This window comes from Comamonas testosteroni ATCC 11996, assembly GCF_000241525.1.
GTDB classification, from domain to species: domain Bacteria; phylum Pseudomonadota; class Gammaproteobacteria; order Burkholderiales; family Burkholderiaceae_C; genus Comamonas; species Comamonas testosteroni.
This window is the reverse complement of the sequence record NZ_AHIL01000026.1, coordinates 209,768-227,079: the sequence shown is the minus strand read 5'-3', so window position 1 is coordinate 227,079 and position 17,312 is coordinate 209,768. Positions and strand designations below refer to the sequence as shown.

Sequence of the window (17,312 nt, the reverse complement as noted above, 5' to 3'; positions counted from 1 at the left end):
CTCTCCTCAGACCAGCGGACGTGGGTTTTTCAGATACATGGTGCGAATCGCATGCAGCGTCCAGTACGCCAGGCCGCCGACCATGCCGGTAGGGTTGTACTGAGTGTTCTGCACGAAGTTGCCAGCACCGAAGACGAACACGTTGTGCTTGTCCCAGGCCTGGCAGTAGCGATTGACCACGCCGTCCGTGGGCTTGTCAGACATGATGTGACCACCGGTGTTGTGCGTGGTCTGGTAGGGACGCACGTCGAACTTGGCACCGATATTTTTGAAACCCGACTGCAGCAGATCCGGTTTCAAGGCGTTGCCCACCTCCTCGGCCTTGATCTTCTGGTACTGCGTCATCCGGATGTCGTTGTCCTGCCAGTTGAAGGTCATGCGCATCAAGGGACGACCATGTGGGTCCTTGTAGGTGGGGTCCAGATCCAGATGGTTGTTGCGGTAGGACATGTGCGAGCCGTGCGTGCCGATCGACATGGAATGGCCATACCACTCGCCAATGCCCTTCTTCCAGCCTGCGCCCCAGCCCGGCGTGCCCTTGGGCAGCGGCATGGAACGGATGGGTTGACCATTCATGGTGCCCACGCGCCAGTAAGCGCCACCAATGAAGCCCAGCTTGCCGAAGTCGTTCTGGTTGATGCCGTAGTCGTCGATACACATGCCGTTGGAGCCGTGCCCGATGAAGGGATTGAAGTTCTCTTCCTTGAAGAACAGGGTCACGCCACCATTCATCTGGTAGGCGTAGTTCTTGCCTGTAACCCCGGTGTTGGTCTTGGGGTCGTAAGGTTTGCCGATGCCGGAGACCAGCAGCAGGTGCACGTTGTTGAGCTGATAGGACGACAGAATCACCAGGTCAGCGGGCTGGAACACTTCCTCGTTCGTGTTGGAGTCGAAGTAGGTCACCCCGGTTGCGGTCTTGCCGTCTTCCGAGCTCTCCACACGCAGCACTTCGCAGTGCGTGCGATAGGAGAAATTCTTCTTGCGCTTGAGCGCATCCAGCACCGCCGTCTGGGGCGAGGACTTGGAATACTGGTAGCAACCAAAACGCTCGCAGAAGCCGCAGAAGTTGCAGGGAGCCATCTGCATGCCGTAGGGGTTCACGTAGGACGTGGACGCAATGCCGGCAGGTGCAGGGAAGGGATGCAGGCCCATGCTCCTGGCACAGGCTTCGAACTTGCTCGCGTCGTAGGTCGATGGCAGAGCGGGCATGGGGTACTCTTTCGAGCGCCAGCCTTCGAATGGATTGCCGCCGGCCTGGATCTGGCCCTTGATATTGCCAGCCTTGCCCGATACACCGGCCACTTCGTCAAACCGGGTAAAGAAGGGCTCCAACTCGTCGTAACTGACGGGGTAATCCATCAGGTTCATGCCTTCCGGAATGATGGACTCACCCCATTTTTCCTTCACATAGCTGCGCAGCTTGATTTCTTCGGGCTGAGGGCGCCACAGCAAACCATTCCAGTGCGTGCCGGCACCGCCAACGCCATTCGCTGGCAGGAAGGAGCCCATCGAACGGTAAGGCAAAGCGATTTCGCTGTCGTCGCGGCGTACCGTCACGGTCGCCTGACGGGGATGCTGCATATTCTTCAGGCGCACGCCATAGGTCAGCTCGTCGATCTGATTGGGGTACTTGAATTCGGGCACCGTGTTCTGGTCACCGCCGCGCTCCAGCGCCACGATTTCCAGGCCCTCAGCGGCCAGTTCCATGCCGGCGATGGAGCCCGTCCAGCCCAGGCCAACGATGACCACGTCTTTTTTCTTTTCAATGCGTGCCATGACTCAAGCCCTTTCGCCCTTGATGGAAACTGGTCCCAGCGGGTACTTCTTGTTGTGTTGGTCCACCCACTCCATATAGCTCGCTCGAGCGCCCGGGAAGCCGATGTATTTCCAGGACTGCATGCCGTGGTTGCCGCCATGTACAGGGTCGGCAAAATAGCCTTCCTTGGTATTGGCCAGCAAGGTGGCAAAGAAAAGACTCAGTTCAGGGTCCAGCTTGATTTCGCCCTTTTGCAGCGCGGTCAGAGCTTCGTCCTGCTGCTCTGCGGCTAGGCTTTTGAATTCCTTGCCAAAGCGCTCCGTGCAAGCCGCATTGAAGGCGGGAATGGCCTTGCGATAGAGCTGCGCAGGGTTCAGAGGCGATTGCCAACCTCGGTCGGGCGTGGCGGCCGGGTCGTGCGGGCCTTCCATGTACCAGATCTCGGCATTGCCGTAGTAGCCCTTGAGCTGGCGATCGATGAACACCGGCACATGAGCTTCGATCGCTCCAGGTCCATCCCCTTCGGACGGGATCAGGCGGGCTGTTGCCGCCAGCACAAAGGCCCACTCGTCCGCATTGAAGTACTCGGGCTTGTATGCATCCAGTTTGAGCGCAGGCTCTTTGGAGTTGGCATGCATTGCCACGGCCGTTCCAGCCAGTGCGACGCCAGCACCGGAGGCGAACAGAAATGATCTGCGGCTTGGTGGGGAAAAGTTGGACATTGTGCGATTCCTACATCGTGTGAACCTCGGCCATGCGCAGCCAGTTGCGCAATGAACGAGTGTTCAGGTTTTTTTTGAATCAGCGGTGGGTTTCGGGTCAGGCTGGAAGAAGCAAGCGCCCAAAGAAATTGCCCGCAAAGCGGGCACTCCTACGCAGAGCCAGAGCCTTTTTCAAGCCGGCCCATGCCGCCTTAACAATTTGATAATAGTTGCGCTGGCAACTATCTGTATCAGGCAAGCAGCTTGCCTGCCAGCAGGTCGTGGTTTTTCATTGGAGTGCGCAACTGGGGTTTTCACTTAGATATAAGACATAAGACTGCCTACGACTCTGTGCCAGCCTGCTGCGCCCAAGACGCTGCCAGGCAGTGATGCAAGACTCAAGGCGGTGGAGGAGCCGAGACTCGACCCTCACTACTTACTCAAACTGCCAAATGAGGGAATGTGACGGTGCTCTTTGTCGACACTAAGCTGGAGTCCGTGGCAATGAAAACCGGAACGCGGTGCCCTGCCCGTCACCATCGACAAGATGAATGGAGACTCCATGCAGCTCCAGCATCTGGTGCACGATTCTCAAGCCCAGGCCACCGTCGCGGCGGGCACCACCTACGGTAAACGGACGCCTGAACAGACCTTCACGCAACTCTGGCGGGATGCCTGGGCCGGAGTCACTGATCGTCACCTCCTGCTCTTGGCCCACTGCTCTTATGGCTATTCTGATCGCCCCGCCTTCAGGGGTATAGCGCAAGGCGTTATCCAGCAGATTGCTCAGAACGCGCTCTATCATTCCCAGATCTGCACGAACTGCCGGAAGTCGAGGAGCCAGATCCGCCTGCAAGGCAATGTGGCGCGACTCAGCTGCAAGCTCGAACTTCTGGAAAACGTCCTGCACCAGATCAGCCAGGAAGAATGATTCGAGCTCCGGTTGCACAAAACCGTATTCCAGCCTGGCCAGTTCGAACAGGCTTTGGGACAGGGCCCCCACCCTTCGACTCTGGTCGAGCGCAATGCCAAGGTAGCGCCTTCGCTCTGCAGGCTCCAGGCTTGCATCCTTGAGCAACAAGGTCTCCAGATACCCATGCAAGGATGACAGCGGTGTGCGCAGATCATGGGAAATATTCGCGATCAATTCCCGGCGCTCCTGATCCTGCCGCGTGAGAGCTTCCCATTGCTCGCTGATGCGCAGCACCATCTGCCGATAGGCAGCATCCAGCACTGCAATCTCGTCACGGCTGTGATCAGCCACATCCGGGGAGCGTTCCGGCATCTCGGGAGGAACGCCATGCATGTCAAACTGCCGAACCGACTCGGTCAGACGCCGCAGGGGACGCGTGATCAAGGTGAAGGCAACAAGGCCCGCAGCGAGACAGAGCAGTCCGACCATGCCAATCGACAGCAGTGCCGTCTTCAACACTGCATCTGCCGAGCCTCTGGCAGCAAGAAGATCATGAGCCTCACCAAGCAGCACCACATAGATGAAGCCGACCTGCCGCCCGTTCACACTCAAAGGGGCAGCACTGAAGACCTTGCGGCCATCGCGGCTGCGCGGATCATCGCCCAAAATGGGCAGCATCTGTCCATCGATAAATCGATGCACCGGCTCAAGATCGACCCGGTCGCGACGCAAACGCCCCTCGGGTGCCGCATGGCCGGCAATGCGACCGTCGGGCTCCAGCAGATAGACCTCCACACTCGGGTTCACCATCATCAGCTGGTTGAAAAGGTTTCGCACCGCGTTAGGCATCAAGCCATTCGCATCGGTCAGTTGGGCATCGCGAGCAATGCTCTCGGCGACGTCCCGGGACAAGGCTTGCACCACCTCCAGTTCATGCATGCGGTTGGAGCGAAGCTGCAGCCAGGCCGAGGTGCCGCTGCAGACCAGAAGCAACACGGCAAACACGATCGCCAGCCGCTGGGTCAGAGTCAGGTTCATTCGCCCTCTCCAGTTTCAGCGAACTTGTAGCCGCGCCCCCAAACCGTGAGGATTCGCGTCGGCTGTGCCGGATTGACTTCCACCTTGGCACGAAGCCGGTTGATATGGGTGTTGACGGTGTGCTCGTAACCCTCGTGCTGATAGCCCCAGACCGCATTGAGCAGGTCCATGCGCGAAAACACCTTGCCGGACTGGCGAGCAAAGAAATACAGAAGATCGAACTCACGGGGCGTGAGATCGAGACGGCGGCCGTTCAGGCTGGCATCCCTGGCGACCGGATCCATAACCAGCCCGTTGACCGACAGGCTGCCCGACTCCAGGCGCGCGCTCTGGGCCAGCGCGTCGACCCGGCGCAGCAGGGCCTTCACCCGTGCCACGAGTTCCAGAACGGAAAACGGCTTGGCCAGATAGTCGTCAGCGCCGATCTCCAGTCCCAGAATGCGATGCACCTCGCTGGAGCGGGCGCTGATGATGATGATCGGCGTGTAGCGCGTCATGGCGCGCGCACGTCTGCAGATCTCCAGGCCGTCCACCCCAGGCAGCATCAGGTCCAGTACCAGCGCATCCCAGCCGCCGCGCTCCAGCTGCGCCAGCCCGTCGTCGCCGCGGGCGCAATGCATGACCTCCAACCCCTCGTCCCGAAGGTGAAGCGAAAGCAGATCGGCGATATGGGCGTCGTCCTCGACCAGCAGAATGCGACGGGCGATAGTCATGAGTAGTCAGGTCTCCGGCAGGGACGGTTGATGCAGCACTGTGGAGCACCGCAACGTGGTTTCACATTGTGCTCAAACTGCTCGCCTGTAGTTATCACGTTTTTTTTAACTTTGCGTGAGGACTTCGGGATCGCCACTCCATAAGCTCAATGTCATCGAACCCAGAAAGCCGATGCCATGACCACCCGACGCCACATGCTGCTGAGCGCAGCAGCCTCCGCAGCTGCGCTCTCCACCGGAATATTCCACCGCAGCGCCACCGCAGCAAGCGAGTCCATCGAAATCAGCTACACCGACGCCCAGTGGCGCGCCCGGCTCAGCCCCCAGCAATATGCAGTGCTGCGCCAGGAGGCCACGGAGCCTCCTGGCAGCAGCCCGCTCAACAAGGAGCATCGCCCAGGCATCTTTTCCTGCGCCGGCTGCTCCCTGCCCTTGTTTGCCTCCACTACCAAGTTCGACAGCGGCACCGGCTGGCCCAGTTTCTGGAAGCCTCTGGACAACGCCGTGGCCACCCGCAAGGACCGTAGCTACGGCATGGTGCGTGTCGAAGCACACTGCCGGCGCTGCGGCGGTCACCTTGGGCACGTCTTCGAGGACGGGCCGCCCCCCACAGGTCTGCGCTACTGCATGAACGGTCTTGCACTGACTTTCGCGCCAAAGCCTGCTTGAGGAGAAACAAGCCATGTTGCTGATCGTCCTTGCCTATCTGGGTGGTGTGCTGACCATCGTCAGCCCCTGCATCCTGCCCGTGCTGCCCTTCGTGTTCTCTCGCGCGAATCAGCCCTTTGTGCGCAACGGCCTGCCATTGCTGGCTGGCATGGCGCTGACCTTTGCGGTCGTTGCCTCTCTTGCAGCCGTAGGCGGCGGCTGGGTGGTGGCTGCCAATCAATATGGCCGCTGGCTGGCTCTGGCGCTGGTAGCCGTTTTCGGGCTGACCCTGTTGCTGCCGCATCTGTCGGAGCGGCTGACGCGTCCATTGGTGACTGCCGGATCGCGCCTGTCCGAGTCGGTGCAGCAAGACGGTACACCGAAGATGGCCTCCTCCGTGTTGCTGGGAATCGCGACAGGGCTGCTATGGGCTCCATGCGCCGGGCCCATTCTGGGACTGATACTGACCGGCGCTGCCCTGCAGGGCGCCAACACGACCTCAAGCTTGCTGCTGCTGGCCTATGCCGCCGGGGCAGCGACCTCCATGGCTGCAGCTTTGCTCCTGGGGGGTCGGGTATTTGCCGCGCTCAAGCGTTCGCTGGGTGCCGGTGAATGGGTGCGTCGCGGCCTCGGTGCGGCCATGCTCGCAGGCGTTGCCCTGGGAATCGACACCGGCGTGCTGGCCCGACTGTCAACGGCATCCACCGGCAGCCTGGAGCAGAAACTGGTCGAGCACCTGAACCAGCCGCAGAGCGACGACCAGTTGGCCATGCGTGGCAACCCGGGCATGATGATGCAGGCACCATCCCCTGCACCTGCTGACGGGACTGCCATGATGGCCGCGGGAGCTGCAATGCGCATGAGCGGGCCGTCCAGCACAGCCCAAGCCCTGCCCGATGAGGGCATCGCTCCGCCCCTGGACGGTGCCACCCAATGGCTCAACTCCAAGCCTCTGGGCGAGCAGGACCTAAGAGGCAAAGTGGTGCTGGTGGATTTCTGGACCTACTCCTGCATCAACTGCCTGCGCACCCTTCCCTATGTGAAGGCCTGGGCCGAAAAATACCGTGATCAAGGTCTGATCGTGATCGGTGTGCACGCCCCAGAGTTCGCCTTTGAGCGCGACATCGGCAACGTGAGCAAGGCCATGAAAGACCTGGGCATCAGCTATCCGGTGGCCGTGGACAACCAATATGCGATCTGGCGCGCCTTCCGCAACCAGTACTGGCCTGCTCATTACTTCATCGATGCCACGGGACGCATCCGCCACCACCACTTCGGCGAGGGCGGCTATGCAGAGTCTGAACGGGTGATACAGCAGCTTCTCAAAGAAGCGGGCAGCACCCGTTCGGCCATGGGCCTGACACAAGTGGATGCAGGGGGCGTACAACTGGCCGCCAGCATGGATGAGGTCGCCTCGCCCGAAACCTATCTGGGCTACGAGCGCGCCGAGAACTTCGCCTCCACCCCCAAAGCCGTGCACGGCAGGACGACCACGTATCTGGAGCCGAAAGAGCCCAGGCTGAACGCCTGGGGCCTGGGCGGTCAATGGATGGTGGGGCCGGAAAGCGCTTCGCTGGCCGGTCCTTCGGGTCGCATCGTCTACCAGTTCAAGGCGCGCGATCTGCACCTGGTGCTGAGCCCCGCCCCCGATGGCAAACCGGTGCGTTTCAAGGTCAGCGTCGACGGCAAACCTCCCGGCGATGCCCACGGTGTGGACGTGGCAGCCGACGGCAGCGGCACCGTCACCGGGCAACGTCTCTATCAGTTGGTGCGCCAGTCCGGTACCGTTGTCGAGCGGACCTTCAGCATCGAGTTTCTTGACAGCGGCGTTTCCGCCTATGCCTTCACCTTTGGATGACCATCATGAAAACACGTATCACACTGGGTGCCATCTCAAACCGGCGCGGCATGCTCCAGACCCTGACTGGCGGCATCGTTTTGCTGGGCAGCGGACTGCTGTGGCAATCAACGGCCTTCTCTGCCGACGAGGCTGTCCGCATCCCGGCCCCTGCCATCGACACGCCGGCCACTGGTCCCACACCGCAGCGCGCCATCTTTGCCGGCGGCTGCTTCTGGGGAGTACAGGGCGTATTCCAGCATGTCAAAGGCGTGCAGCGCGCCGTCTCGGGCTATAGCGGAGGCACAGCAGCCACTGCCTCCTATGAGCTGGTCAGCCGCGGCAATACCGGACATGCTGAATCGGTAGAAGTTACCTTCGATCCGTCCCTGGTGAGCTATGGACAGCTGCTGCAGATATTTTTCTCTGTGGTTCATGATCCCACCCAGCTCAACCGGCAGGGCCCGGACACCGGTACGCAATACCGCTCGGCCATTTTTGCGACCAGCCCCGGCCAGCTCAAGACAGCACAGGCCTATGTCGCGCAGCTTGACGCGGCACACCTGTATCCGAAGCCCATCGTCACCCGCCTTGAGGGCAGGGCAAGCTTCTATCCAGCCGAGCTCTACCACCAGGATTTCATGACCGATAACCCGCGTCACCCCTATATAGTCTTCAATGATCTGCCCAAGGTGAGCAACCTCAAGCGCCTCTTCCCAGACCGCTACCGGAGCGAACCGGTGCTGACCAAGAAAACGCACTCGTAGCAGTCCGACACTGGAAGCCTGACAAGCCTGGTCTGAAGGACAGCCGTGGCGTAGCAGCCACGGGGATGCGGGGCAGTTTGCCTACAATTTGATGCATGCAGCAAAGCCCCTCCTCCTCAACCGATACGGGTGCCGCAGTGGAGCGGCTTGTCCAGCTGTACGAACAACTGGCCCCTGGCCATCTGCAGCAACTTGACAGCTATTACGCAAGCGATGCGCACTTCAAGGATCCGTTCAATGAAGTGCGCGGCGTGACCGCAATCGCCGGCATATTCGCCCATATGTTCGACACGCTGCAAGAGCCGCGTTTTGTCGTCACCGAGCGGCTGATACAGGAGAGACAGGCCTTTCTGGCCTGGGAATTTCGCTTTCGCCTGCGACGCTGGCGGCCCGGTTCCGAGCAATGCATTCGTGGTGCCAGCCTGCTGCGCTTTGATGCGCAAGGTCTTGTCTGCCAGCATCGCGATTACTGGGATGCAGCTGAAGAACTCTACGAGAAACTGCCATTGCTTGGAATCTTGATGCGCTGGCTGCGCAATGCAGGTTCCGCTTCCAGGAAAACGCTCCATGCTCACCGTTCACCACCTTGAAACTTCGCGCTCGCAGCGCATACTCTGGCTGCTTGAGGAGCTCGGTGTTCCTTACGAACTGCGTCGCTACCAGCGCGATCCCGCGAGCCGCCTGGCGCCACCGGAGCTCAAGCGCGTGCATCCTCTGGGCAAATCGCCGGTGATTACCGATTCAGACATTGTTGTCGCCGAATCCGGCGCGATCATCGAGTATCTGGTTGAGCGTTACGGCCATCAGGCGCCTTCGGAGCTTTCGCACCTTGAGCCTCTGCGCGGCACTCAAGAACATCGTGAGTGCCGCTTCTGGATGCACTATGCCGAAGGTTCGCTGATGAACTGGCTGGTGATGAAACTGGTTTTCGACACCATCCCGCGCCAGCCCATGCCATTTTTCGTGCGTCCCATCGCGCGCGCCCTGTGCAAGCGGGTGCAGCAAAGACTCGTTGCGCCCAATGTGCAGACAGCGCTGGCCTTTATGGAAGCGCATTTGGCAGAACATCGCTGGTTTGCCGGCGAGCATCTGAGCATGGCCGACTTCCAGATGAGCTTTGCCGTTGAAGCGGCTCTGGTGCGCAGCGAAAACGAGAACGCCTGGCCCCATCTGATCGCCTATCGCCAGCGCATGCACGAGCGTGCGGCATACCAGCGAGCCTTGAGCAAGGGCGGGCCGGTGATCATGCAATCCTGAGCCTGCGGCAGACTTCCGCAAGTCACAGCGAGCCTTGCCAGGGCAGCGCCAGGTGCTGGCGCATCTGCGGGTGCCGACTTCTCAGCGCGCCACCGCCAGCCCGTCAAACGTGGTGCTTGTCACCCAGTCGATGATCTGCGCATGCGTGTACTGCCCCGACTCCTTGAGCAGGGCCACGACAGGATCGCAAGCCCGTGCGAACAGGGTATACAGCACCAGTTCGGGGGGCAGCGCAGCATGCAACTGGCCGCTGGTCTGGGCTTCGGTGATCCAGATGCTCAGCCGGTTGCTCAGGGCAATCAGCCGGTCCATGTAGGCATCGTTGGTTTGCAAAGAGGCGCTGAGATTGGAGTTCTGTGCCGGCAGCGAAGGCATCTCGCCCTCCAGCTGTGTCTGCATGGCCCAGCGCGTCACGGCCTTGAGCTGATCCAGCGGGCGCATGGGAGCACCTGCCTCGGCCGCCTGGTTTGCTTCGTCGCGCAGGCCGTCCACGAAAGCCAGGGCACGATCCAGCACACCGACCATGGCGGCTCCCGCCAGTTCCTCCTTGGAGGTGAACAGCTTGTAGAGACTGGCCTTGGCCATGCCAGCTTCGGCAGCGACCTCGTCCACCGTCATGGCGTCATAGCCCTTGGTGGCCAGCAACCGGTTGACGGCCACCACGATGGCCTGCTCACGCACGCGCTGTATCTGCTGTTTGATGGAGGAGCGGCTTGTCATGGGCTTATTTTAGACCTGATAGGCCACACCCCATACTAGATAGTGCAAAGTGGAAATGTTTGGTTTATAGTTTGAACTCATCAGTTCACGATTTGACCTTCCTGGTGCAAACGGACTGATAAACCAGGAAAGGCATTCCCATGCATCGCATTGCAGTCATAGGGTCTGGGGTTGCGGGTCTGGCCGCTGCCCGGCGCCTGGCAGGCGCGCCTGGCCAGCATCGCGTGACATTGCTGGAAGCGGGCCACCATTTCGGCGGGCATGCCAACACCGTCGATATGACGCTGAATGGCGTGAGCCAGGGCGTGGACACGGGCTTTCTGGTCTTCAACCACCGCACCTACCCGCTTTTGACGCAGCTGTTCGAAGACCTGCAGGTGCCGACGGCGGCCGCCGAGATGTCGTTTTCGGTACAGGTGCCCCTGACCGACGGACGTGCCGGCCTCGAGTGGAGCGGCAGCTCGCTGGGAGCAGTCTTCGCTCAACGCAGCAACCTGCTGCGCCCCCGTTTTCTGAAAATGCTGGCCGAGATCCTGCGCTTCAATCGTCTGGCCACACGCATCGCCCGGGAAGGCGACGAGGCCGGCCTGCGCAGCTCCATCGAGGTCTTTCTGGATGAGCACGGCTTCGGCACCGCCTTCCGGCAGGACTACCTGCTGCCTATGATGGGTTGCATCTGGTCCTGCCCGACGGATCAGATGCTGCGCTTTCCTGTGGCCACGCTGATCCGCTTTTGTCACAACCATGGCCTGATCCAGGTCTCCGACCGACCCCAGTGGTACACCGTGCAGGGCGGCTCGCGCCAGTATGTGCGGCGCATGCTGGCCGCACTGCAGCACGATGGCCGCCACGAAGCCCGTCTGAACGCGCCCGTGCTGGGCCTGCGCCGCGTGGAACATGGCGTGTTGCTGCAGATGGCACATGGCACGGAGCAGTTCGACGCCGTGGTGCTGGCCTGCCATAGCGATCAGGCCCTGCGCCTGCTGGGTCTCGACGCCACGCCGCAGGAGCGCAGCGTGCTGGGTTCCATACGCTACCAGCCCAATCAGGCCGTGCTGCACACAGATGCCAGCGTGCTGCCCAGCCGCGAGGCAGCCTGGGCGGCCTGGAACTACGAACGCGCGGCCGACGCGGGGCGCAACCGGGCAGGCGTCTGCCTGCACTATCTGATCAACCGCCTGCAGCCTCTGCCGTGGCAGCAGCCCGTGATGGTCTCCTTGAATCCGGTGCGTCCCATCGACGAGAGCAAGGTTCACGCGCGCATTGCATACAGCCATCCGGTCTTCGACCTGGCTGCCATCGAGGCCCAGGGCCAGGTCACGGCTCTGCAAAGCCAGCGCCGGACCTGGTTCTGCGGAGCCTGGTGTGGCTACGGCTTTCACGAAGATGGTCTGCGTTCGGGGCTCGACGCGGCCGATGGCCTGCTGCACGTCTTGCCCAGGCTGCCCGTCAGCCCTGCCATCAGGGGGGCAGCATGAACGCCCGGCCCCTCATCGGCTTCGGCCATGTCTGGCATCGACGTCTGCGGCCCGTCGAGCATGCCTTCCGATATTCGGGCTACTTCCTCATGCTGCCACTGCGCAGCTTGCGCATGCAGCCCGATACCGCGCTGCGGCGCAACCGGCTCGGCTGGATCAGCTTTCACGACAGCGACCACGGCGAGGGCGGAGCCGATGCCCTGGACTGGTTCGAGCAACTGCTGCACAGCGAAGGCATTGACGATGCCGACGGCGAAGTCTGGCTGCACACCTTCCCGCGCGTGCTGGGCTATGTGTTCAAGCCCGTGAGCTTCTGGTATGCCCACCGCAGCGATGGCTCGCTGGCCGCCGTGCTGGCGGAAGTCAACAACACTTTTGGCGAGCGCCATGCGTATCTGCTGGCCGGCCCTGATCTGGCCTTTGGCAGCGAGCAGATGGCACGCAAGCAGTTCCATGTCTCGCCGTTCTGCGAGGTGCGGGGCGAGTACCGCTTCCGCTTCGAGCGCAGCGAGAAACGCACCCTGGCGCGCGTGGATCTGCATGACCAAGACGGCCCGCTGCTGCAGACCAGCGTGGGCGGCACGCTGCATCCGCTGGATGCGACCAACGTGCGCCGCGCCTTCTTCGGCACTCCCTTGATGACGCTGGGCGTCATCGCCCGCATCCACTGGCAGGCGCTGCGCCTCTGGGCCAAGCGCCTGCCTTTCCATGGCAAACCCACCAAGCCCGAGCGCTTCGTCACACGATGAACACCACCGCCGCCCCCTTGCTGAGCCCCGCCGCCGCCGCCACACCGCGCCGCACGCCTGCGCGGGCACGCCGTGTGCTGAACCTGCTCGAACGTCTGCCCCGCGGGCAGCTGGACCTGGAGCAGCCCGACGGTCACTTGCTGCACCTGCCCCAGCTTCGCTGTGCATCCGGCCTCGCCGACGCACATTGCGTGCTGCATGACTGGCAGGCACTGGAACGCACCCTGAAGTCGGGCGATATCGGTCTGGCCGAGGGCTATATCGCAGGTGAATGGGACAGCCCCGACCTGGCTGCGCTGCTGCGGCTGTGCATGTCCAACCGCGACCATGTGCAAAGCCTGGTCTACGGCAGCTGGTGGGGCAGGTTGGGCTACCGCCTGCGTCACCTGCTGCAACGCAATACGCGGGCCGGCAGCGCCAGAAACATTCATGCCCATTACGACCTGGGCAATGACTTCTACCGGATGTGGCTGGACCCCGGCATGAGCTATAGCGCAGCCTGGTTCGAGGGCCGCACGGGCGAATCGCTGCAACAAGCCGACCTGCAGGCAGCCCAGCAGGCCAAGCTCAGACGCACGCTGAACGAGGTGCGGCTACAGCACGGCCAGCGCCTGCTGGAGATAGGCTGCGGCTGGGGTGGCCTGGCAGAGACCGCAGCCCGCGAATTCGGAGCCCGGGTCAAGGGCGTGACGCTGTCGCGCGAGCAGTTGACCTGGGGACAACTGCGCATGCAGCAATCTGGCCTGAGCGATGCCGTGGAGCTGCACTACCAGGACTACCGCGACCTGCCCGCCCTGCATGCCCGCCAGCCCTTCGATGCCATCGTATCCATCGAGATGTTCGAGGCCGTGGGCCGCGAATACTGGCGCGGCTACTTCCAGACACTGCGCGACTGCCTCAAGCCCGGAGGCCTGGCCTGCATACAGACCATCACACTGCGCGAAGACCTGTTCTCTCGCTATCTTCGCTCCACAGACTTCATACAGCAGTACATCTTCCCCGGCGGGCTGCTGCCCAGCATTTCCGCCTTTGAGCAGGAAGCACGGCGTGCCGGCCTGATGGTCGAGCATCACCTGGCCTTCGGCCGCGACTATGCGGAAACGCTGCGCCGCTGGCGCCAGTCCTTCGAGCACCAGCTCGACGCCGTTCGCTCCCTGGGCTTTGACGAGCGCTTTGTGCGCATCTGGCGCTTCTACCTTGCCTATTGCGAAGCGGCCTTCGACACCGGCAACACCGATGTCGTCCAGTTCACCCTGCGCAGGCCACTGCCATGACTGCCCCTCAACCCCGCGCGCACCGCCGCCAGGCCTTGGCCTGGGGCGCTGCCTGCGCTCTTGCCCCTTCACTGACCGCCATGTCAAACCTGACCCACGCCACGACCCCGACAGCAGATCTCCCCATCGAACTGCGCAGCACGCTGCCTGCCGGACGCCTGGTCGGCAAAGGCGTGCTGCGCTTTTTCGGTCTGCGTGTCTACGAGGCAAGGCTGTGGGCCGGCCCCGGTTTCCCCGCCGAAGACTACGCCCGACACCCGTTTGCGCTGGAGCTGGTCTATGACCGCAAGCTCGAAGGCATGGCCATTGCCGAGCGCTCCATCGCCGAAATGCGCAGGGTGGGCAGCTTCACCGAGGAGCAGGCCCGGCAATGGCTGGAGCTGATGAAACTGGCCTTCCCCGACGTGCAGGCCCAGGACAGACTGCTGGGTCTGAACGACGGCCAGGGCGAGGTGCGCTTCTTCCATAACGGTCGCCAGACCGCGCAGCTGCGCGACGCTGAGTATGCACGCCTGTTCTTCGGTATCTGGCTGTCGCCGCAGACTTCGGCCCCTGCCATGCGCAGTTCGCTGCTGGGCCTGGGCTGAGCGCCAGCGGAGCATCTCATGGTTTCACATACGGCCACCGCCCACCACCTGCCTTGGCGCACAGGCCTGGCCTATGGCGCTCTGGCCGCTCCGCTGGCCTTCGCCTCCCTGCCACTGTATGTGAACCTGCCCTACCACTACGCCAGCGTGGCGGGCGCTCCGCTGGCGGGACTGGGCGCCGTGCTGCTGGCCACACGGGCCTTCGACGCCCTGCTCGACCCGGCCATCGGCCGCTGGGTCGACCGCCTTCTGCGCCAAGGCGTGGTTTGCACCGCCAGTGCGGCGATCCTGGCCGGCCTGCTGATGGCGCTGGGCTTCGGCGCCCTCTGGCATCCGCCTTTCGATACGCAGAACAAGATGGGCCTGCTGGGCTGGCTTGCCTGCAGCCTGCTGGTGTGTACGCTGGCCTATAGCGTGCTCGTCATCCTCCACCAGGCCTGGGGCACGCGCTGGGGCGGTGAGCCCGCCTGGCGTGCGCGTGTCACAGCCTGGCGCGAAGGAGCCAGCCTGACGGGCGTGCTGCTGGCCAGCATGCTGCCGGCCTGGCTGGGACTGGATGCGACCACAGGATTTCTCGCCCTGGGCCTGGCACTGGGCCTGATCGGCCTGTTGCGGCTCAAGACTCCGGTTCCACAACAACAACCGCAGTCCGTGACCGGGCCTGCCAGCTCGCCATGGGCCAATGCAGGCTTCAGGCGGCTGCTGGCCATCTTCATGATCAACGGGGTGGCTGCCGCCATTCCCGCCACCCTGCTGCCTTTCTTTGTGGCAGACCGGCTGCAGGCCTCGGAACTGCAGCCGGTACTGCTGCTTTGCTTCTTCGGCGCTGCGGCCCTGGGCCTGCCGCTGTGGGTAAAAGCCGTTGCACGCTGGGGTCTGGCACCCAGCTGGCGGGCCGGCATGCTTGCCAGCGTGCTGGCCTTCGGCTTCACGCCCTGGCTGGGCGAAGGCGACGGAATGGCTTTTGCCGTGATCTGCTTGGCCAGCGGTCTGGCCCTGGGCGCGGATCTGGCCCTGCCGGGTGCATTGCTCACAGGCGTGATTCACGAATCCGGCGAAGGCGGCCGCAGCGAAGGCCGCTACCTGGGCTGGTGGACCTGCGCCACCAAGCTCAACCTGGCCCTGGCGGCGGGCCTGGCCCTGCCGCTGCTGTCGGCAGCCGGCTACCGCAGCGGTGCCAGCGAGCCCGCAGGCTTGCAGGCGCTGGCCTGGGCCTATGGCGGCCTGCCCTGCCTGCTCAAGCTCGCAGCAGCGACCCTGCTCTGGCGCGCCGAGCGTCTGCATTCTTCCTGGAGGCACATATGAGCCACATCATCCGTTCCACATCGTTTTCGCCACTGCGGCGTGCCTGCCTGGGCGCGGCATTGGCGCTGAGCCTTGCGGGCTGCGCCGGGCCTTCCGTGCAGGACTATGCCAGGGAGCAGCCGCAACTGGACCTGCGCCAGTACTTCAACGGGCCGCTGACGGCGCACGGCATGTTCACGGACCGCTCGGGCAAGGTGGTCAAGCGCTTCACAGTGCGCATGACAGGGAGCTGGAAGGGCGACGAGGGCACGCTGAACGAGCACTTCGTCTACAGCGACGGCAGCACGCAGCAGCGCATCTGGCATCTCCGCCACCTGGGCGACGGGCGCTACAGCGGCCGCGCCGACGACGTGGTGGGCGAAGCCCAGGGCCTAAGCGCTGGCAATGCCATCCACTGGAGCTATGTGCTGGCCCTGCCCGTGAATGGAAGAGTCTGGAATGTCAGCATGGATGACTGGATGTTCCTGATCGACGGACGCACCCTGCTCAACCGCACCGCCATGAGCAAGCTTGGCCTGCATCTGGGCGATGTGACACTTGCCATCGTCAAGGAGTGAAGATCATGTCGCTGCTCTGTGCACGGCTGAACCCGCCACTGCGCGACTGGCAGGGTCGCTCGGCCTGGATTCTGGGAGCCTCCTCGGGCATAGGTCGGGCCACGGCCGACGCGCTGCACAGGCAGGGAGCCAGGTTGATCGTCTCTGCGCGCCAGGGCGACGCCCTGCAGGATTTCGTGCGCAGCCACGACGGCTGTCTGGCCCTGCCGCTGGACGTGACCGACGCCGCTGCCCTGACTGCAGCGGCCCGGGACGTGCAGGTTCATTGCGGCAAGGCTCCCGACCTGATTCTCTATTGCGCAGGCCGCTACAAGCCCCAGCGCGCCACGGAGTTCGACCTGTCCGAGATGCAGCGCCACCTGGCCGTGAACTATGGCGGCGCCCTGCATTTGCTCGATGCCGTGCTCCCGATGCTGCTTGCGGCGGGGCAAGGCCATCTGGCACTGGTCGGCTCGGTGGCCGGCTATCGCGGGCTGCCGATGTCCCTTGCCTACGGCCCAACCAAGGCGGCACTTAACAACCTGGCCGAAAACCTCTATCTGGACCTGCACGACCGGGGCCTGGGTGTATCCATCATCAACCCCGGCTTTGTCGATACACCGCTGACGGCGCAGAACCAATTCAGCATGCCCGCCCTGATTGATGCGGACGAGGCTGCCCAGCATATGCTGCAAGGCTGGGCCCAGGGACGTTTCGAGATGAATTTTCCGCGACGCTTCACCCGCTGGATGCGTCTGCTGCGCTGCCTGCCCGATGCCTGGTATTTCGCAGCCGTGCGCCGCATCACCGGCAACTGACTGCCTGGTCCTGCGCAAGCTGCAGAGGCCGAGCAGACGCTCTGCCACGGAGTCATGCTCTTGAGCACATGGCGCCCGCCGAGTCCCAACGGCTCGCGCACGAGCCCGAACACCGCAGTCTGGATCAGCTCGACATGTATCAACGGGATGAATGCAATTCGCATTCCCAAAACAAAAAACCCTCTTGAATCATTGACTCAAGAGGGTTTGATATC

General features: G+C 62.7%; 17 protein-coding genes. 12 read left to right on the top strand and 5 right to left on the bottom strand.

The genetic code is table 11. From position 1 onward, the window contains the following. Positions 1–6: 6 nt before the first annotated feature. The 4 genes from CTATCC11996_RS10710 to CTATCC11996_RS10695 form a co-directional block, all read right to left on the bottom strand. Positions 7–1,776 carry a GMC family oxidoreductase gene (locus tag CTATCC11996_RS10710; protein ID WP_003075940.1) on the bottom strand — a complete coding sequence of 590 codons (1,770 nt, stop codon included), beginning with the start codon at positions 1,774–1,776 and terminating at the stop codon, positions 7–9. 3 nt (positions 1,777–1,779) lie between these two features. Next, positions 1,780–2,478, bottom strand: coding sequence for a gluconate 2-dehydrogenase subunit 3 family protein (locus tag CTATCC11996_RS10705; RefSeq protein WP_003075938.1), 699 nt, complete (start codon positions 2,476–2,478; stop codon positions 1,780–1,782). A gap of 463 nt (positions 2,479–2,941) precedes the next feature. Then, on the bottom strand, positions 2,942–4,408 hold the full coding sequence (locus tag CTATCC11996_RS10700; protein ID WP_003075936.1) for a sensor histidine kinase: 1,467 nt from the start codon (positions 4,406–4,408) through the stop codon (positions 2,942–2,944). After that, entirely contained in the window at positions 4,405–5,121 is a 717-nt protein-coding gene (locus CTATCC11996_RS10695; RefSeq protein WP_003075934.1) for a response regulator transcription factor, read from the bottom strand. Before CTATCC11996_RS10695 ends, CTATCC11996_RS10700 begins: the two co-directional genes overlap by 4 nt. 177 nt (positions 5,122–5,298) lie before the next feature. On the opposite strand from CTATCC11996_RS10695, the gene msrB reads away from it, so the two are divergent. From msrB to CTATCC11996_RS10670, 5 genes are all read left to right on the top strand, one after another. Then, positions 5,299–5,790, top strand: coding sequence for a peptide-methionine (R)-S-oxide reductase MsrB (gene msrB / locus CTATCC11996_RS10690; protein WP_003075931.1), 492 nt, complete (start codon positions 5,299–5,301; stop codon positions 5,788–5,790). Between the two features lie 13 nt (positions 5,791–5,803). Further along, positions 5,804–7,627, top strand: coding sequence for a cytochrome c biogenesis protein DipZ (locus tag CTATCC11996_RS10685; RefSeq protein WP_003075928.1), 1,824 nt, complete (start codon positions 5,804–5,806; stop codon positions 7,625–7,627). Then, positions 7,624–8,373: a peptide-methionine (S)-S-oxide reductase MsrA gene (msrA, locus tag CTATCC11996_RS10680; protein ID WP_003075926.1), complete on the top strand. Its 750-nt coding sequence runs from the start codon at positions 7,624–7,626 to the stop codon at positions 8,371–8,373. Before CTATCC11996_RS10685 ends, msrA begins: the two co-directional genes overlap by 4 nt. A gap of 95 nt (positions 8,374–8,468) precedes the next feature. Beyond that, positions 8,469–8,963 carry a nuclear transport factor 2 family protein gene (locus CTATCC11996_RS10675; RefSeq protein ID WP_003075924.1) on the top strand — a complete coding sequence of 165 codons (495 nt, stop codon included), beginning with the start codon at positions 8,469–8,471 and terminating at the stop codon, positions 8,961–8,963. Beyond that, on the top strand, positions 8,941–9,630 hold the full coding sequence (locus CTATCC11996_RS10670) for a glutathione S-transferase family protein (protein WP_003075922.1): 690 nt from the start codon (positions 8,941–8,943) through the stop codon (positions 9,628–9,630). Before CTATCC11996_RS10675 ends, CTATCC11996_RS10670 begins: the two co-directional genes overlap by 23 nt. Before the next feature lie 81 nt (positions 9,631–9,711). Here the strand turns inward: CTATCC11996_RS10670 and CTATCC11996_RS10665 are convergent, their stop codons facing one another. After that, entirely contained in the window at positions 9,712–10,350 is a 639-nt protein-coding gene (locus CTATCC11996_RS10665; protein WP_003075920.1) for a TetR/AcrR family transcriptional regulator, read from the bottom strand. A 140-nt stretch (positions 10,351–10,490) separates the two neighbouring features. Between CTATCC11996_RS10665 and CTATCC11996_RS10660 the strand changes: the two genes are divergently transcribed. From CTATCC11996_RS10660 to CTATCC11996_RS10630, 7 genes are read left to right on the top strand one after another with little or no spacing between them, the layout of a single operon-like run. Continuing rightward, positions 10,491–11,828, top strand: a complete 1,338-nt coding sequence (locus CTATCC11996_RS10660; protein ID WP_003075918.1) for an NAD(P)/FAD-dependent oxidoreductase — start codon at positions 10,491–10,493, stop codon at positions 11,826–11,828. After that, the gene (locus tag CTATCC11996_RS10655; RefSeq protein ID WP_003075915.1) at positions 11,825–12,577 is read left to right on the top strand and encodes a DUF1365 domain-containing protein; all 753 of its coding nucleotides are present in this window, start codon (positions 11,825–11,827) and stop codon (positions 12,575–12,577) included. The genes CTATCC11996_RS10660 and CTATCC11996_RS10655 overlap by 4 nt, the downstream gene beginning before the upstream one ends. Then, positions 12,574–13,851: an SAM-dependent methyltransferase gene (locus CTATCC11996_RS10650; protein ID WP_003075911.1), complete on the top strand. Its 1,278-nt coding sequence runs from the start codon at positions 12,574–12,576 to the stop codon at positions 13,849–13,851. Before CTATCC11996_RS10655 ends, CTATCC11996_RS10650 begins: the two co-directional genes overlap by 4 nt. Further along, positions 13,848–14,438 (top strand): hypothetical protein, encoded by a 591-nt coding sequence (locus CTATCC11996_RS10645; RefSeq protein ID WP_003075910.1) that lies wholly within the window; start codon positions 13,848–13,850, stop codon positions 14,436–14,438. Before CTATCC11996_RS10650 ends, CTATCC11996_RS10645 begins: the two co-directional genes overlap by 4 nt. An 18-nt stretch (positions 14,439–14,456) precedes the next feature. Next, positions 14,457–15,743, top strand: a complete 1,287-nt coding sequence (locus CTATCC11996_RS10640; protein WP_003075907.1) for an MFS transporter — start codon at positions 14,457–14,459, stop codon at positions 15,741–15,743. Beyond that, complete coding sequence (locus CTATCC11996_RS10635; RefSeq protein ID WP_003075905.1) at positions 15,740–16,300, top strand: DUF3833 domain-containing protein; 561 nt, start codon at positions 15,740–15,742, stop codon at positions 16,298–16,300. Before CTATCC11996_RS10640 ends, CTATCC11996_RS10635 begins: the two co-directional genes overlap by 4 nt. 5 nt (positions 16,301–16,305) lie before the next feature. Then, positions 16,306–17,097, top strand: a complete 792-nt coding sequence (locus tag CTATCC11996_RS10630; protein WP_003075903.1) for an SDR family NAD(P)-dependent oxidoreductase — start codon at positions 16,306–16,308, stop codon at positions 17,095–17,097. Positions 17,098–17,312: the final 215 nt, after the last annotated feature.

Coding starts and splice junctions, on each gene's coding strand:
- CTATCC11996_RS10630 (WP_003075903.1), top strand. CDS start 16,306: ATGTCGCTGCTCTGTGCACGGCTGAACCCGCCACTGCGCGACTGGCAG.
- CTATCC11996_RS10660 (WP_003075918.1), top strand. CDS start 10,491: ATGCATCGCATTGCAGTCATAGGGTCTGGGGTTGCGGGTCTGGCCGCT.
- CTATCC11996_RS10700 (WP_003075936.1), bottom strand. CDS start 4,408: ATGAACCTGACTCTGACCCAGCGGCTGGCGATCGTGTTTGCCGTGTTG.
- msrB (WP_003075931.1), top strand. CDS start 5,299: ATGACCACCCGACGCCACATGCTGCTGAGCGCAGCAGCCTCCGCAGCT.
- CTATCC11996_RS10685 (WP_003075928.1), top strand. CDS start 5,804: ATGTTGCTGATCGTCCTTGCCTATCTGGGTGGTGTGCTGACCATCGTC.
- msrA (WP_003075926.1), top strand. CDS start 7,624: ATGACCATCATGAAAACACGTATCACACTGGGTGCCATCTCAAACCGG.
- CTATCC11996_RS10640 (WP_003075907.1), top strand. CDS start 14,457: ATGGTTTCACATACGGCCACCGCCCACCACCTGCCTTGGCGCACAGGC.
- CTATCC11996_RS10670 (WP_003075922.1), top strand. CDS start 8,941: ATGCTCACCGTTCACCACCTTGAAACTTCGCGCTCGCAGCGCATACTC.
- CTATCC11996_RS10650 (WP_003075911.1), top strand. CDS start 12,574: ATGAACACCACCGCCGCCCCCTTGCTGAGCCCCGCCGCCGCCGCCACA.
- CTATCC11996_RS10655 (WP_003075915.1), top strand. CDS start 11,825: ATGAACGCCCGGCCCCTCATCGGCTTCGGCCATGTCTGGCATCGACGT.
- CTATCC11996_RS10695 (WP_003075934.1), bottom strand. CDS start 5,121: ATGACTATCGCCCGTCGCATTCTGCTGGTCGAGGACGACGCCCATATC.
- CTATCC11996_RS10675 (WP_003075924.1), top strand. CDS start 8,469: ATGCAGCAAAGCCCCTCCTCCTCAACCGATACGGGTGCCGCAGTGGAG.
- CTATCC11996_RS10665 (WP_003075920.1), bottom strand. CDS start 10,350: ATGACAAGCCGCTCCTCCATCAAACAGCAGATACAGCGCGTGCGTGAG.
- CTATCC11996_RS10645 (WP_003075910.1), top strand. CDS start 13,848: ATGACTGCCCCTCAACCCCGCGCGCACCGCCGCCAGGCCTTGGCCTGG.
- CTATCC11996_RS10705 (WP_003075938.1), bottom strand. CDS start 2,478: ATGTCCAACTTTTCCCCACCAAGCCGCAGATCATTTCTGTTCGCCTCC.
- CTATCC11996_RS10635 (WP_003075905.1), top strand. CDS start 15,740: ATGAGCCACATCATCCGTTCCACATCGTTTTCGCCACTGCGGCGTGCC.
- CTATCC11996_RS10710 (WP_003075940.1), bottom strand. CDS start 1,776: ATGGCACGCATTGAAAAGAAAAAAGACGTGGTCATCGTTGGCCTGGGC.